Raw genomic sequence first — 15,131 nt, 5'->3', positions numbered from 1 at the left:
ACTCGAGCGGTGAACGGGTGTCGGTCGCAGCGAGCGCGACCGGAGCGATGCTTTCTATCCGGTGGAGACCCTATCGGAGACGAATGGATTCGCCAGCAACGTTCGACAGCGCGCGGCTCCTCGTCGTCGAGCCGTCAGAAGGGACCCTCTCGAGTGCGCTCGAGGGCGACGCGCGCGACGTGACCGCGGTGTCGACGGCCGCCGCCGCACTCGACCGGCTCGAGAGTCGGTCCGTCGACTGTCTGCTGACGGTACAGTCCCTGCCGGAATCCGAAGCGGCCGGACTCGCCCTCCTCGAGGCGGTTCGCGAACGCGACCCGGAGCTTCCGGTGGTGTTCGCGCCGGCCGACGGCGACGAGACACTGGCCAGCGACGCGGTCGCCGCGGGCGTTACGGCGTACGTTCCGCGCGATGGTACCGACGACACCGATGACACGGTCGCGGACTGTCGGGCGGCGATCGACCGAGCGCTCTCGACGGGCCGCGAGCGACGGCGCCGGCGGGAGCGGGCTCGCCGGTTCGACGCGATTTTCGAGGACTCCGAGACGTACTCGTGGGTGCTCGAGCCGGACGGAACCGTCCGACGGACCAGCGAACCCGCGCTCGAGGCTATCGGCGCGACCGAGAGCGATGTCCGCGGGCGGCCGTTACAGGACCTCCCGTGGTGGCGGTGTACCGCCGACGGGGAAACGGCGATCCGGGAGGCGATCGACCGGGCGGCGAGCGGCGACACGGCTCACCGGGAGCTAACGCAACTCCGCGCCGACGGCGGCGGGGCGACAGCGGGGACCACGGACGGCGGAAGCGCGTCCTCGAGCGATGTCGCGGACGCGGCCGAGGCCCACTTCGAAGTGACCATTCGACCAGTCCGCGACGAGTCCGGCGAGGTCGTCTCGTTGCTCGCGCGGGCGACAGATATCACCGAACGCGCCCGGCTCGAGCGGGAGCTCCGCGAGTCGGAGGAGCTCCACCGGGTGACGCTCAACAACATGACCGACACGGTCCTCATCACGGACGACGACGGCGAGTTCACCTACGTCTGTCCGAACGTCCACTTCATCTTCGGCTACTCGGACGACGAGATCCGGGAACTGGGGACGATCGACGAACTCCTCGAGCCGGACCTCTTCGATCGCGCCGAGCTCGAGTCGGCCGGCGTCCTGACCAACCTCGAGTGTACGGCGACCGATCGGGCGGGTCGCGAGCACACGCTCCTGGTCAACGTCCGCGAGGTCTCGATTCAGGGCGGAACGACCCTCTACAGCTGCCGGGACATCACGACGCGAAAGCGCCGCGAGGAGGCGCTGACGGCCCTCCATCGCACCGCCCGCGAACTCCTGTACGCCGAAACCGACCGCGAAATCGCCGACATCGTCGTCGACGACGCGACGGACGTGCTCGACTGCGAGGCGAGCGCCGCGTACCTGTTCGACACGGACGACAACGTGTTGCGGCCCGCCGCGTCCTCGCCGGGGATGGAGCGGGGACACGGCCCGGTCCGCGACCACCGGGCGACCGACGACAGCATTCCGGGACGCGTGTTCGTCGACGGCGAGAGTCGGTTCTTCGCGGACGTTCACGACTCGCCGTCGCTCTCGAACCCCGGGACGGACCTGCGAAGCGCGGCCTACGTCCCGCTGGGCGACCACGGCGTTTTCGTCGCGGGCTCACCGGAGCGGGACGCGTTCGACGACGTGACCCGAGAGCTGACGGACCTGCTCGCGGCGACCGCGGAAGCGGCGCTCGACCGCGTCGAACGAGAGCACGCGTTGCGCGAGCGGGACCGCGAACTCGAGGGGCGAAACCGACAGCTCACCCGCCTCAATCGGGTCAACGAGATCATCAGGGAACTCGATCAGGCGCTGGTTCGAGCCGAGACCCGCGAGGAGATCGAACGCGCCGTCTGCGACCGACTCACGGCCGCCGACCGGTTTTCGTTCGCGTGGATCGGCACCACCGACGTCGGCGGCGACCGCCTCGAGGCCCGCGCCCAGGGCGGCGACTCGAACGGCCGGGCGTATCTCGATAGCGTATCGCTCTCGCTCGCGGACGGGAGCGAACCCGCGGTCAGGGCGACAACCGATCGGGAGGAGACCGTCGTCTCGAACGTCGCCGACGGCCTCCGCGACGAGTCGTGGCGGTCGGCGGCGCTCGCCCGCGAGTATCAGTCCGCCGTGAGCGTCCCGCTCTGCTACGACGAGTTCGCGTATGGTGTCCTGACCGTCTACGCCGATCGACCCGGCGCATTCGACGACATGATCAGGGCTGTCCTCGGGGAACTCGGCGAGACGATCGCCTCCGCGATTGCCGCGGTCGAGCGCAAGCGCGCGCTGGTCTCGGACGCGAGCACGCGACTCGAGTTCGAGGTGGGCGACGACGCGTTCGTGTTCGCACAGCTCGCCCGACGGGCTGATTGCGCGCTCTCCGTCGACGGGAGCGTCCGCCAGCACGAGGACGGCGCGTCGGTCTTCGCCGCGGTCGACGGCGCGTCGCCGGACGCCGTCGTCACCGCGGCCGCGGACCTCGTCAGCGTCGAGCGCGCACAGGTCATCGGCGAGGGCGATCAGGGCGGCGGTGGCGGCGATCACGGCGACGGTAGCGACGGCGGGATCGTCCGCTTGCAACTCGCCCGCCCGGCGCTTGCTCTCCGCCTCGCGGACCACGGCGCGGTGTTACGGGGGATCGAGGCGTCTCCCTCGAGCACTCGAGTCGTCATCGATGTCCCCGGATCCGTCGACGCACGGGAGAGCGCCGACATCGTCTCGACGGCGTTCTCGGACGCCGAACTGCGCTCGAAACGGACCGTCGAACGAACGTCGCCGCGCGATTTCCGGTCAGCACTGCGGGATCGGCTCACGGATCGCCAACTCGAGGTCGTCCAGATCGCGTACTACGGCGGCTACTTCGAATCGCCGCGGGAGAACTCGGGCGAAGACGTCGCCGACGCGCTCGACATTTCGCCGGCTGCGTTCTACCGTCACATTCGGGCCGTTCAGCGGAAGCTCTTCGAAGTGGTGTTCGAGGAACTCGGACTTCCGGCAACCCAATCGCAGGGGGTTGAATAGTGAACCCTCAATTAACGGCGACGCTAGCTATCTGACGGATATACTCATCCTAATATCCCTTGTATTCCTAAATGCAACGACCATCGAAACATCGTTCGTCATCTCTCCCATGCAACACAAAGACGCCGACTTCGATCCCGAAGCGGAATCGACCTACGAATGCTTCGACTGCGGAACCGTCGTCCGCGCGGCTGCGCCGGACGCCTGCCCCGAATGCGGTGCGGAGATGCGAAATCGGCGCACACCGATCGAGTAACGATGGCGTCTCAAAACCGTTCGTCGCCGACGCGGGAAGCGACGGCCGAATCGACCGACCCCGAGACCGCACTCGGGACCGCGCGCCGACAGCTCGACCGCGTCGCCGCTCAACTGGATATCGACGACGCTGCCCTCGAGCGGCTCGCACACCCCGCGGCGGTCCACGAGGTAACGGTGCCACTCAAGCGCGACGACGGCTCCGTCGAGGTCTTTACCGGCTACAGGGCCCAGCACGACAGCGTCCGCGGTCCCTACAAGGGCGGCCTGCGCTACCATCCCGACGTGAGCCGCGACGAGTGCGTCGGCCTGTCGATGTGGATGACCTGGAAGTGCGCCGTGATGAACCTCCCCTTCGGCGGCGCGAAGGGCGGTATCGTCGTCGATCCGAAGTCGCTGAGCGACGACGAAAAGGAGCGGTTGACGCGTCGATTCACCCAGGAAATCCGCGACGTGATCGGGCCGAAGACGGACATTCCGGCACCCGACATGGGCACCGACCCGCAGACGATGGCGTGGCTGATGGACGCCTACTCGATGCAAGAAGGCGAGACGATCCCCGGCGTCGTCACCGGGAAACCGCCGGTCATCGGCGGCTCCTACGGCCGCGAGGAAGCCCCGGGCCGGAGCGTCGCCATCGTCACTCGAGAAACCTGCGAGTACTACGACTACCCGCTCGCCGAGACGACCGTCGCCGTCCAGGGCTTCGGCAGCGTCGGCGCGAACGCCGCCCGCCTCCTCGAGGAGTGGGGTGCCACCGTCGTCGCAGTGAGCGACGTCAACGGCGCGATCTACGACCCCGAGGGAATCGACGTGGACGAAATTCCGTCCCACGACGAGGAGCCGGAAGCGGTCACTCGCTTCGCGACGGGTATCGATGACGCGGACAGCGTCCGGCGGCTCTCGAACGAGGCCCTCCTCGAGCTAGACGTCGACGTACTGATCCCGGCCGCGGTCGGCAACGTCATCACGGCGGACAACGCCGACGCCATCGCGGCCGACATCGTCGTCGAGGGCGCAAACGGCCCGACGACGTTCGCCGCCGACACCATCCTCGCGGAACGAGGCGTGCAGGTGATCCCGGACATCCTCGCGAACGCCGGCGGCGTCACCGTCTCGTACTTCGAGTGGCTGCAGGATATCAACCGCCGCGCGTGGTCACTCGAGCGCGTCCACGAGGAACTCGAGACCGAGATGCTCACGGCGTGGACCGCCCTGAAAGACGAGGTCGAACGGCGGGACGTCACGTGGCGCGACGCCGCCTACGCCGTCGCGCTCGATCGGATCGCCGAGGCGCACGAGACGCGCGGTCTCTGGCCCTGATCGGACGGACGGAATCGAGCGCGGCCGTCCGACCGTCTGCAATCGAGTTTCCCGAGTACTATTCTCCGAGTTGACGGCGTACCGATCGGCTTAGATCGGAATCGCACCGACCACCACGCCGGCGACGAGGATCGTCGCCGAGACGACCACCATGTAGGGGAGCGTGAACTTGATGTGTTCGCCGAGTTCGATGTCCGCTAGCCCGATGAGGAGGTAGGTCGCGCCGGTAAACGGTGAAATCGGGAAACCGACGGTCTGGCCGACCAGCGACGCGCGGACGACGGCCACGGGATCGTGGCCGTAGGAAACGCTCGTCTCCGCGAGCACGGGGAGGACGCCGAAGTAGAAAGCGTCGGGGCTGAACAGGAGTCGCGCAGGCAAGGAGACGATCGCGACGACCAGCGGCAGGTTCGCGCCCAGCGCGTCGGGGATGAGCACGATCAGGATGTTCGCCATCTCGGTGATCATGTCGCTCTCCTCGAGGACGCCGATGAGGACGCCCGCGGCAAACAGGATGCCGACGTAGGTCATCACGTCGGGCGCATAGGACTCGAGGACGTCCTTCTGCTTCTCGTAGTCGGGGACGTTGACGACGAGGGCGATGACCAGTCCGACCATGAACGACAGTTCGGGCGACGTGACACCCCGGATGAGCACGGCGAGGACGGCGACCGTCAGCAGGAGATTGAACCACCACCGCCAGTCCGTCTCGATCGTCCGCTCGTCGACGGCTTCGTCGATTATCGACTCCTCGTCGACTCCTTCGAAGGCGGTGACGGAGTCGATATCGTTGCGGATCTTTCGCCCGAAGTAGGCGCTGATCACGAAGATCGAGAGGACGCCAGCGGCTTGGGCGGGGATCATCGGATCGAACACGTTCGAGATCTCCGCGGGCTCGATCGCCGCGACGCCGCGGACGACCTGCCCGCCCCACGGGACCATGTTCATCGTCCCGGCGGTGATCGCGACGAGCGCCGCGAGGATCTTCCGATCGACATCGAGGGCGTCGTACAGCGGCAACATTGCCGGAATCGTGATCAGCATCGTCGTCGCGCCGGCCCCGTCGAGATGCGAGACCATCGCGAGGACCACAGTTCCACCCGTCAACAGGGCTGGCCGATTGACAACGCTGCTGACGATGCGGGCGACGAACGGGTCGAAGAGCCCGTTGTCCCGCATGATGCTGAAGTACCAGACCGCGAACGCGAACATCGCGGTGATGCTGACGATTCCGCCTAACCCTTCCGCCGCGAACGTCCCGATCTCGTCCGGCGAGAACCCCGCGACCAACCCGGCTAGCACCGGGACGATGATCAGAGCAGGGATGACGTATAACCGCCGTTGTATAATCAAAAATAGTATGAGAAACACCGAACTGTAGCCGATAATACCAAGCGGCAAGCCAGTTATTGCCATACGAGAGCGGTCATATTCTACATATAAAAACCAACTGGTGTCTATCACTGTTTATCAGATCTTGCCGCCATAAAAAGTGTAGATAATTATTAAAATAAGAATATTTGAAGTTTTTCGAATGTTTGTACAAGATATGTCCAATTCTCTTTATCTGGACAGATCAGATAACGGATAATCGGATCGAAAAACGACGGCAGCCGTCACGGGAGTAGCGCGTCGGCGGTCACGATGGCACTCGAGACGGAGCCCTACCCCCGATCGAGGTACTCGAGCGCCTCCTCGTCGGTCACCTGCCCGAAATCCCGGTAGTACTGGCCCACGGCGCGGAAGTCTGCGGGCGTCTCCAGCGCGATCACGTCGTCGGCCTCCCGCTCGAGGGCGTCGATCGACCGCGGCGAGCCGACGGGGACGGCCAGACCGACCCAGTCGGCCTCGGTCTCCCGGACCTGTCGGAGGCAGGCCGTCGCGGTCGCGCCGGTCGCGACGCCGTCGTCGACGAGCAGGACTCGCTTCCCCCGAAGGTCGGGGAGGCCGCCCGTCTCGCGGTACCGATCCGCTTTCTCGCGCGCGTTTTCGGCCTCGTCGGTCCGGATCTCCTCGAGGTACGCCTCGGAGGGATTTACCCGATCAATCAGGTCGTCGTTGTACCAGACGCTGCCGTCGCTTGCGACCGCACCCAGCGCCACCTCCGGGTTTTGGGGCGCGCCCATCTTGCGCGCCACGACGACGTCGAGGTCGGCCGCGAGCGCGTCGGCGACCGGCCGCGCGACGGGCAGGGCACCGCGGGGGATCCCGAGGACGACATCGGCCTCGAGCCCGCGGGCCTCGAGGTCCGCTGCGAGGCGTTCGCCGGCGTCGGTTCTGTCGTCGAACATAATCGTCTGGAGCTACGGCGGCGGCGTACTATGAGTTTGCGTCGCATACGCCGGGCCGGGACGTAACGCCGAACCGGAACTCGCCTGCCGAACGCCTACACGCCGTCGTTCGGGACGGTGCGTATGGCACGGCTCCAGCAAACGCTCTCGAACATCTCGGAGGAGTCCGGACACGACAACGGCCGGGTCGGGATCGTCGCCGGGAGCGTCGCGTACCCGAACCAGCCCGCACTCGTCGGCCGGGCGGCGCTCCGGACGGGCTCGGATCACGTCCGGGCGTTCGTCGCCGAATCGATCTACGAGATCGTCGCGGGCCACTCGCCGAACCTGCTCGTCGACCACCACGGGCACGAGGAGTTCTACGACGGTGCCGTCGAACGGACCGTCGAGGTCAGCGAGTGGGCCGACGCCTTCGTGATCGGCCCCGGCCTCGTCGACGCCGATCCCGAGGCGGTGCGCGACGCGGTCGATCGCATCGAAGTCCCGACCATCATCGACGCGCTGGCGATCGAACCCGCCCTCGAGGCCGACCTCTCGAACGCCGTTCTGACCCCCAGCGGCTCCGAGGACGGGCCGATCTACGAGGCCTACGGCTCGCTCGAGGCGTTCTCCGAGGAGACGGGAGCGGTCATCGCGCTCACGGGAGACGTCGACGAGATCGTCGCCGAGGGCGAACGGATCGAAAACGAGACGGGAACCTCGGCCATGACCGTCGCCGGGACCGGGGATACGTTGGCCGGGATCATGGCGTCGCTGCTCGGTCAGGGGATGGATCGGCGCGAGGCCGCCGAACTCGGCGCGTGGATCCTCGGCAAGACCGGCGAACTCGCGACGGCCGAACGCGGCCCGGGCGTCGTTGCGACCGATGTCATCGAGCGGATTCCGGACACGATTCGATAACGGGGCGGGTTGCCCTATTCTTCGACCGCCGCCGCGGCCGATGTCGGACAGCCGTCGGGAACAGTGTTTTGCGGGTCGGTCCCGGACTCACCGCCGAAGTACACCGTTCCGCCGTGGTGGTCGGTCCACCCGCCGTGGAACTCGTCGTCCCATTGGGTCTCGATGGCGGCGATATCGCTCCCCTCGCCGTTCGCGCCGGGAACGAACGAGTAGTGGTGCCCGTTCATGGCGAACTGACACCCTTTGACCAGGACCGGCCCGGACGGCCACGCCCAGACGCCCCGGCCCTTGCGGTACTGGCGGTCGTCGGTGACGGCGGCGACGCAGTCCTCGACGATCCCCGACGAGAGCCGGTAGTTGGCGATCCACGAGTTCGCGGCGTAACAGTTCCGCAGGGCGACGGTTCCGCCACAGCCCGTACCCGGCGGCGAACAGTAGAACCCGTTGTCGCTCATCTTCTGAACGTTCACTCGATCGATCTCGAGGTGGCCGTCGTGGTCCGGACTGACCCAGATCCCGGTCCCGCCTTTCTCCTCGTAGACTGCGCCGTCACCGATCCAGACGTTTTCGATGCGGGAGGTCCCGCCGTGGGTATCGGCCGCGCCGATCACCGCTTCGTCGCCCATATCGACCTGCCCGCGGACCGCGACGTTCCGGATGGTCCAGTCCGAGCCGTACGCGACGATCGTCACCGCGGCCCCGCTCGCGGTGACGTCGAACAGGACGTTCTCGAACGTCCCGCCGTCGTCCACGCGGACGACCTCGCGCTCGCCCGCGGGAACGGTGACCGTCTCGTACCCGTCGTTCGACGCCGCGCCGACCGTTCCCGCTCCGCCGATCGCCCCCGCAACGGCCGTGGCGGTTGCTGCGAGACACGATCGCCGGTTCAGGTGTGTACTCCGGTGGTGTTCGGGAGACATAATCGATACTCCAACGACCGACGGCGAACGCATAATGAATGGTTATAGTCATCAGTTTATGAAAATCAGTTCGATGTGACTATTCTCGGAGAGCGTCGAGACCCTCCAGTCGACGTTCCACACCTTCGGGCAGCGGTCTCGAGGGTCACCCCGGGCGAAAACGCGACCCGAACGCGGCCTCGAGTCTGAAGACGGCTACCGGATCGAGAACTGCTCGTCCCGTCGCCGAAGTCGCCCGCGGACGACCGGCGTCACCGGGAAGATCCCGACGCCGGTCCGCTCGATCTCGAGCACGCCGAACGCGTCGTGGCCGACGAACCGCGCGACCGTCTCGCGGTTCAACTGACAGCCGCCGGCGGCGCGCTCCCACAGCGGTGTCAGCCGATCCTGGGCTCGCGCGCGCCAGCCGTCGTTTCGGACGTGCTCGAGGAAGCGCAGTTCCCCGCCCGGCCGCAGGACGCGGGCGACTTCCTCGAGCGCGGCGTCCGGGTCGCCGATGGTACAGAAGACCAGCCCCGAGAGCACGACGTCGAAACTGTCGTCGGCGTAGGGCAGCGACTCGCCGCGAGCGTCGCGGAGGGCGACCGACAAGTCCGTGCGCTTTGCCTTGCGTGCCGCCCGGCGTCGCATGTTCGGGTCCGGTTCGACCGCGTGGTACTCGAGATCATCTTCCCCGGCGTCGGCGGCGTAGGGAAACATCGGGCCGCTGCCCGCGCCCAGATCGAGGACGCGCCCGGAGAGGTCGGCCGCGAGGTACTCGCGGTGCGGGCCGATCAGGAATCGATCCGGCACGAGACGGTCGGACAGCGCGGCGAAGGCGGGATGGGAGATCGTCCCCTCGCCCGCACCGCGCCGTGGATCAGTGTCTGCCATGGCGGACTCGGTGCAACCGACGACGACCGAGTTGATACCCGTTTGCCCGTCCCCGCTCGAGCGGCCGTCATCCCGAGTGGTTTTATGGCCGAACGTGCCGGTGTCCCGCGTATGAGCGACGATCGACTGCGCATGACCCCCGGGCCGACCGAGGTGCCCGCAGCCGTCCGCGAACGGATGAGCGAACCGACGCCGAACCCCGACGTCGAACCCGAGTTCTTCGAGTTCTACCGCGGGCTGACGGACAAACTCGAGGCGATCTACGGCGACGACGACATCGCGATCCTCGGCGGCGAGGGCATCCTCGGTCTCGAGGCCGCGATCGCGTCGCTGGTCGAACCGGGCGATCGGGTGCTGTGCATCGCGAACGGGCTCTACGGCGAGGGGTTCGCAGACTTCGTCGACATGGCCGGCGGCGAGGCGGTAGTCTGTGACGCGCCGTGGCGGGACCCGCTCGATCTTGAGCGGATCGAGTCCCGGCTCGCGGACGAGTCGTTCGACGTGGCGACGCTGGTCCACTGCGAGACCCCGACGGGCACCCTGAACGATATCGAGCCGATTCTCGACGCGCTCGAGGAACACGGCGTCATCAGCGTCGTCGACGCCGTCTCCTCGCTCGGCGGGACGCCGGTGCCGACCGACCGGATCGACGTCTGTCTCGGCGCCTCCCAGAAGTGTTTCAGTGCGCCGCCGGGGCTGACGGTCTGTTCGATCAGCGACCGCGCGTGGGAGCAAATCGAGTCCTTCGAGACCGAGAGTCTGTACACCGACCTCGAGCCGTGGCGCGACGCCGCCGCCGACGAGTGGTTCCCCTACACGCACCTCTCATCGAATCTGTACGGACTCGACGCGGCAACCGACCTACTGCTCGAGGAGGGCCTCGAGTCGGTCTTCGAGCGCCACGAGGACGCCGCCGCGCGCTGTCGCGAGCGGGCTGCGGATCTCGGACTGTCGCTGTACCCCGACGAAGCGACGCCGTCGCCGACCGTGACCGCACTCGAGATCGACGGGAGCGCGACGGCCCTGCAGCGAACGCTCGCCGAGGACCACGACATCGTCCTCGCGACCGGACTCGGCGACCTCGAGGACGATATCCTCCGCATCGGCCACATGGGACACAACGCCCGCGTCGACCGGGTCGATCGGACGATAGACGCGTTAGCTGCTGTTCTCGAGTAGGCGCGGGTGCTGTTTCGGAGCGACCGCTTACCGCCAACACGAGCACACAGGTCGTGATACGTCAGGCCGTGGCACTGTCGCACCGGAGAGAAACCCGTTTAGGCACTGCTCGCTCACTCAGGGTAATGAGTACGAGTTACCGGATCGGACTCGTCGGCAAACCCTCCGTCGGCAAGTCCTCCTTTTTCAACGCCGCGACGATGAACGACGTGCCCGAAGGGGCCTACCCGTTCACGACCATCGACCCCAGCGTGGGCGAGGCCTACGTCCGCGTCGACTGTGCGGCGCCCGAATTCGACGAGGAGTGTACCCCCAACGTCGGCTACTGCGACCACGGCACCCGCTTCGTCCCGACGAAACTCGTCGACGTGGCCGGGCTGATCCCCGGCGCACACGAGGGCAACGGACTCGGCAACCAGTTCCTCTCCGATCTGAACGAGACCGACGTGCTCGTCCACGTCGTCGACTTCTCCGGGGAGACCGACGCCGAGGGCGAACCGACCGAGGGCCACGACCCGCGGGACGACATCGCGTTCCTGGAAGAGGAACTCGACCAGTGGTACCTCGGCGTCTTGGAGAAGGGTATCGATCGCTACGAGACGGGTTACACCACCGAAGACGACGCCATCGAGGAGGAACTCGCCGAACAGATGAGCGCGTTCAAGACCACCGAAGACGAGATCAAACGGCTCATTCGGCGCGTCGACGTCGGCTTCGATCCCGACGCGTGGGACGAGGACGACCAACTCGAGTTGGCCCGCGAGATCCGCAAGGAGACCAAGCCGATGGTCATCGCGGCGAACAAGATGGACACCCCCGAAGCGCAGGCAAACTACGAGGAGATCGCGAACGATCCCGACTACGAGCACCTGACGATCGTTCCCTGCAGCGCCCACGCGGAGAAGGCCCTCAAATCCGCCGACGGGGCCGGCGTCGTCGACTACCGACCCGGTGACGACGACTTCGAGATCACGGGCGACGTCTCCGGCGATCAGGAACAGGGCTTAGAGCAGATCCGGGACTTCCTCGCGGAGTTCGGCGCGACGGGCGTTCAGGCGGCGCTGGAAACCGCGCTCTTCGACGTCCTCGGCGTCACCCCCGTCTTCCCCGGCGGCGCGAACGGGCTGGGGAACGAACGCGGCGAGGTGCTGCCGGACTGTTACCTGATCCCGCCGAACTCGACCGCGGAGGACTTCGCCTACAGCCTCCACTCCGATATCGGCGACGGCTTCCTGCACGCGATCGACTGCCGGACGAACCGCCAGTTGGGCAAGGACTACGAAGTCGAGTCTCGAGACGTCATCGAAGTCATCACGACCAACTGAGCGACGGCAACGACGCACTGACCGCGAGAATCCGTGCGGGCACGCCGCGGGTATTCGATTCTCCGGAGTTACTGCTACTGTCCCCAGACGAACCGCTGAGCGGCGTCGTCGAGCCGTCCCGCGAGCCCAGAGAGCCACGCGCCGGGCGAGACGGTCCGCAGTTCGTCCTCCTCGACCTCGATTCGCGCCTCGCCGTAGGGATCGCGGTCGCTCTGTCTCTCCTCGTCGGTGTCGGCATTCGCGACATCGACGGCGACCGACATCGAACAGCGCCCGCAGGCTTCGCGGTCGTTGCCCATGCTAATTCATCCCACGTCCCCGCGGCACTTAAACCTGATCGCGGTCCCGCGGGCTGCATGCCGACGGACTTTTGCCCGCGACGTGGCATCTACTCACATGGAGACGGTCACTACTGCGACTCGCTGTTTCCGACGAGCGGCCCGAACTGCACCCGCTCGAGACCACGGAGGACTCGCCACCCATGTCTGACCGGGAGCCCGCATCCGAGGAGTCCCTTGGGGCAGACTCAAGTACGGGAACCGAAACAACGGCCGTTCCCGACTGGGACGACGAGTACGTCGATCGGGTGAGCGACCGTCTGATGCACAACTACGACCTCGAGAAGGATCGCTCGGTCGACGGCGAGCGGTTCACGCTGTACGGGCGGATGGACCTCGCGAGCCAGAAGCACTTCCTCCATCCGTCGATCTCGATCGCCGAGCACGAGTCGACCGAACACTTGTTCGTCGATCGGGTCGACAGCGTCGACGACCGGCTGCTCGATCGGTACGTCGATCTCGGCCATCAGTTGGCCGACGACTGGATCGATCCCGACGAGGAACACTACAGTACCGAGTTCACGTTCGTCGCGGTCGCGCCGTCGATCCCCGACGAGATCCGCAGCCGCGTCGCCGGTTTCTCCGAGCGAACGCTGTTGAAGTACGGCTACAACGGCCACTACGAGATCAATCTGGCCGTCGTCGCGCCCGAACCGGAGGACCTCGTCGCCAGCGAGAACGCCGATATCGCGACGGCCTTCCGGCTCTGGGAGCGGATCGAGCGGAAAGAAGTCGGTCTTCTCGGGCTGATCGCCCGACGGCTACAGCTTTAGTCGTCTTCCGACGGCTCGCCGCCGTCGGCGGCGACGGGTTCTTCGCCGAAGCCGCGACTGGACTTGATGTTTCCGTAGCCCATTCGCAGCAGCGACAGCGCCAATCCGATCAGCGTCAGGTTGATCACGATTTGGCCGCCGCCGGCGATCCACGTCCAGATCGTCGGATCGCCCATGAGGAGCCGACTGTACAGGACCTGATAGAAGGCGACCCACAGCAGCCCGATGATCGTCACGACCGCCATCAGTGCCAGCGGGACGCCCGTGCTCATCAGTTGCTTGCTCCGGTCCCAGTTCGCGAGCCAGACCGTGCCGGTCAGCAGCGCCAGCCCGGCGAGCAACTGGTTCGCACCGCCGAACAGCAGCCACAGGTCCTCCCAGCTTCCAGTTCCGAGGAGCAGGAAGGCGGCGATGACGACGATGCTCGTGTTGACGTACCGGTTCGCGCCGTATTCCTCGATCGACGTCTGCGGCGTCCCGACGAGTTCCTCGACCATGTACCGACTGAGACGGACTGCGGTGTCCATGCTCGTCAGGAGGAAACTGGCGAGCACCAGCGCCATGAACGGCGCGCCGTAGCTCTCGGGAAGGCCGAACGCGGTGAGGATCACGCCGCCGCCGGTCGCGAAGTTTGGCAGCGCCGTGCCGATTCCGCCGGCACCGGCGATTCCCGCAACGCCGATCGTACAGAGCGCGACGGTGGCCAGCAGGCCTTCACCGAGCATCCCGCCGTAGCCGATCAGCCGCGCGTCGGTCTCCTTATCGAGCTGTTTCGCCGTGGTGCCCGAGGAGACCAGCGAGTGGAACCCGCTGATCGTCCCGCAGGCGATCGTAATGAACAACAGCGGGAACAGCGGCATCAGTTCGTACGACGCGTTGTCGCTGCCGAGCACCCCGTACCACGCGTCGATCTGGAAGGTCAGCGGTTCGCTGGTGGACGTGATGAACGTCCCGGCGATGACGGCGAGCAACGCCCCGCCGACACCGGTGTACAGCAGGAACGACGACAGGTAGTCACGGGGTTGTAGCAGCATCCAGACCGGCAAGACGCTGGCGAGTCCCCCGTAGACGAGCATCACGAGGACCCACGCACCTACGTTCGCGTTGAATCCCAGTTCGGGCACGAACCAGGGCGCGGTCTCGCCGAATAGAACGATCGTATCCGGCGCGTTCTCGAAACTCGAGCCGAACAGCGCGATGGGGTACTGGATACCGACCCAGACCGTCGCAAAGATTCCGGCGACGAAGACGACTGTCCCGACCGAAAACGGGAGGTTCAGTTGGTACAGCCAGAATCCGAAGACGAACGCGAGCCCGACGTACAGCATGCTCGCGGTGGCGGCCTGCGGGTAGCCGTCGAACACGATCCCGATGACCAGTGCGAACACGGCTACGACGAGAATCGTCAGCAGGAACGCGAACCACAGCAGCATGTTCTTGCCGCGCTCCCCGACGTACTCACCGATGATGTAGCCGATGGACTTCCCCTCGTGTCGCAGGCTGCTCGACAGCGAGACGAAGTCGTGGACCGCACCCAACAGCGGGTTGCCGATGGCGACCCACAGCACGGCCGGGACCCAACCCCAGACCAGTGCGGCCGTAATCGGGCCGACGATCGGCGCGCCCCCCGCGATACTCGAGTAGTGATGCCCCAGTAGCACCGGCTTTTTCGCCGGAACGTATTCCTGACCGTCTTGATACTTGTGTGCTGGCGTCTCCCGGCTGTCGTCGAGATTGACGAACTGCTGGAGGTACCGTCCGTACCCCACGTACGCGACCGAGAACAACACGAGCACCAGTGCGACGATCCAAATTACACCTGCCATGTTACTAACTCCCTAGCGATGGGTTGCACGGGACAACCATAAATATAATTCATTGTATTTCGG

At 66.2% G+C, this 15,131-nt stretch carries 13 protein-coding genes; 7 read left to right on the top strand and 6 right to left on the bottom strand.

The genetic code is table 11. The features are described from left to right. Positions 1-83: 83 nt before the first annotated feature. The 3 genes from FEJ81_RS05600 (at position 84) to gdhB (ending at position 4,643) form a co-directional block, all read left to right on the top strand. A complete protein-coding gene (locus FEJ81_RS05600; protein ID WP_138244353.1) occupies positions 84-3,065 on the top strand; it encodes a bacterio-opsin activator domain-containing protein in 2,982 nt (993 codons plus the stop codon). A gap of 109 nt (positions 3,066-3,174) precedes the next feature. After that, positions 3,175-3,321, top strand: coding sequence for a rubrerythrin-like domain-containing protein (locus FEJ81_RS05595; RefSeq protein WP_138244352.1), 147 nt, complete (start codon positions 3,175-3,177; stop codon positions 3,319-3,321). Positions 3,322-3,323: 2 nt separating this feature from the next. Continuing rightward, complete coding sequence (gdhB, locus tag FEJ81_RS05590; protein WP_138244351.1) at positions 3,324-4,643, top strand: glutamate dehydrogenase GdhB; 1,320 nt, start codon at positions 3,324-3,326, stop codon at positions 4,641-4,643. A 90-nt stretch (positions 4,644-4,733) separates the two neighbouring features. Here gdhB and FEJ81_RS05585 read toward each other — a convergent pair whose 3' ends face one another. Further along, positions 4,734-6,059, bottom strand: coding sequence for a CitMHS family transporter (locus FEJ81_RS05585; protein ID WP_138244350.1), 1,326 nt, complete (start codon positions 6,057-6,059; stop codon positions 4,734-4,736). A 248-nt stretch (positions 6,060-6,307) separates the two neighbouring features. Continuing rightward, positions 6,308-6,934, bottom strand: a complete 627-nt coding sequence (locus tag FEJ81_RS05580) for a phosphoribosyltransferase (protein WP_138244349.1) — start codon at positions 6,932-6,934, stop codon at positions 6,308-6,310. 123 nt (positions 6,935-7,057) lie between these two features. On the opposite strand from FEJ81_RS05580, the gene FEJ81_RS05575 reads away from it, so the two are divergent. Then, positions 7,058-7,834, top strand: coding sequence for an NAD(P)H-hydrate dehydratase (locus FEJ81_RS05575; protein ID WP_138244348.1), 777 nt, complete (start codon positions 7,058-7,060; stop codon positions 7,832-7,834). Positions 7,835-7,848: 14 nt separating this feature from the next. Here the strand turns inward: FEJ81_RS05575 and FEJ81_RS05570 are convergent, their stop codons facing one another. Then, positions 7,849-8,754, bottom strand: a complete 906-nt coding sequence (locus tag FEJ81_RS05570; protein ID WP_138244347.1) for a hypothetical protein — start codon at positions 8,752-8,754, stop codon at positions 7,849-7,851. 195 nt (positions 8,755-8,949) lie between these two features. After that, positions 8,950-9,627 (bottom strand): class I SAM-dependent methyltransferase, encoded by a 678-nt coding sequence (locus FEJ81_RS05565; RefSeq protein ID WP_138244346.1) that lies wholly within the window; start codon positions 9,625-9,627, stop codon positions 8,950-8,952. A gap of 111 nt (positions 9,628-9,738) precedes the next feature. Here FEJ81_RS05565 and FEJ81_RS05560 point away from each other — a divergent pair, with 111 nt between their 5' ends. Next, entirely contained in the window at positions 9,739-10,806 is a 1,068-nt protein-coding gene (locus FEJ81_RS05560) for a pyridoxal-phosphate-dependent aminotransferase family protein (RefSeq protein ID WP_138244345.1), read from the top strand. Between the two features lie 125 nt (positions 10,807-10,931). Next, positions 10,932-12,131 carry a redox-regulated ATPase YchF gene (locus tag FEJ81_RS05555; protein WP_138244344.1) on the top strand — a complete coding sequence of 400 codons (1,200 nt, stop codon included), beginning with the start codon at positions 10,932-10,934 and terminating at the stop codon, positions 12,129-12,131. 74 nt (positions 12,132-12,205) lie between these two features. Here FEJ81_RS05555 and FEJ81_RS05550 read toward each other — a convergent pair whose 3' ends face one another. Beyond that, on the bottom strand, positions 12,206-12,430 hold the full coding sequence (locus tag FEJ81_RS05550) for a hypothetical protein (protein WP_138244343.1): 225 nt from the start codon (positions 12,428-12,430) through the stop codon (positions 12,206-12,208). Between the two features lie 182 nt (positions 12,431-12,612). Here FEJ81_RS05550 and FEJ81_RS05545 point away from each other — a divergent pair, with 182 nt between their 5' ends. Next, entirely contained in the window at positions 12,613-13,242 is a 630-nt protein-coding gene (locus tag FEJ81_RS05545; RefSeq protein ID WP_138244342.1) for a hypothetical protein, read from the top strand. Here the strand turns inward: FEJ81_RS05545 and FEJ81_RS05540 are convergent. Further along, on the bottom strand, positions 13,239-15,068 hold the full coding sequence (locus FEJ81_RS05540; RefSeq protein ID WP_138244341.1) for a carbon starvation CstA family protein: 1,830 nt from the start codon (positions 15,066-15,068) through the stop codon (positions 13,239-13,241). The two genes, FEJ81_RS05545 and FEJ81_RS05540, sit on opposite strands and share 4 nt — an antisense overlap. Positions 15,069-15,131 lie beyond the last annotated feature (63 nt).

Origin of the sequence: Natrinema versiforme, from assembly GCF_005576615.1 — an archaeon.
GTDB lineage: Archaea > Halobacteriota > Halobacteria > Halobacteriales > Natrialbaceae > Natrinema > Natrinema versiforme_A.
Note: the sequence above shows the minus strand (reverse complement) of the source record. Positions and strands in the feature narration are given on the sequence as shown.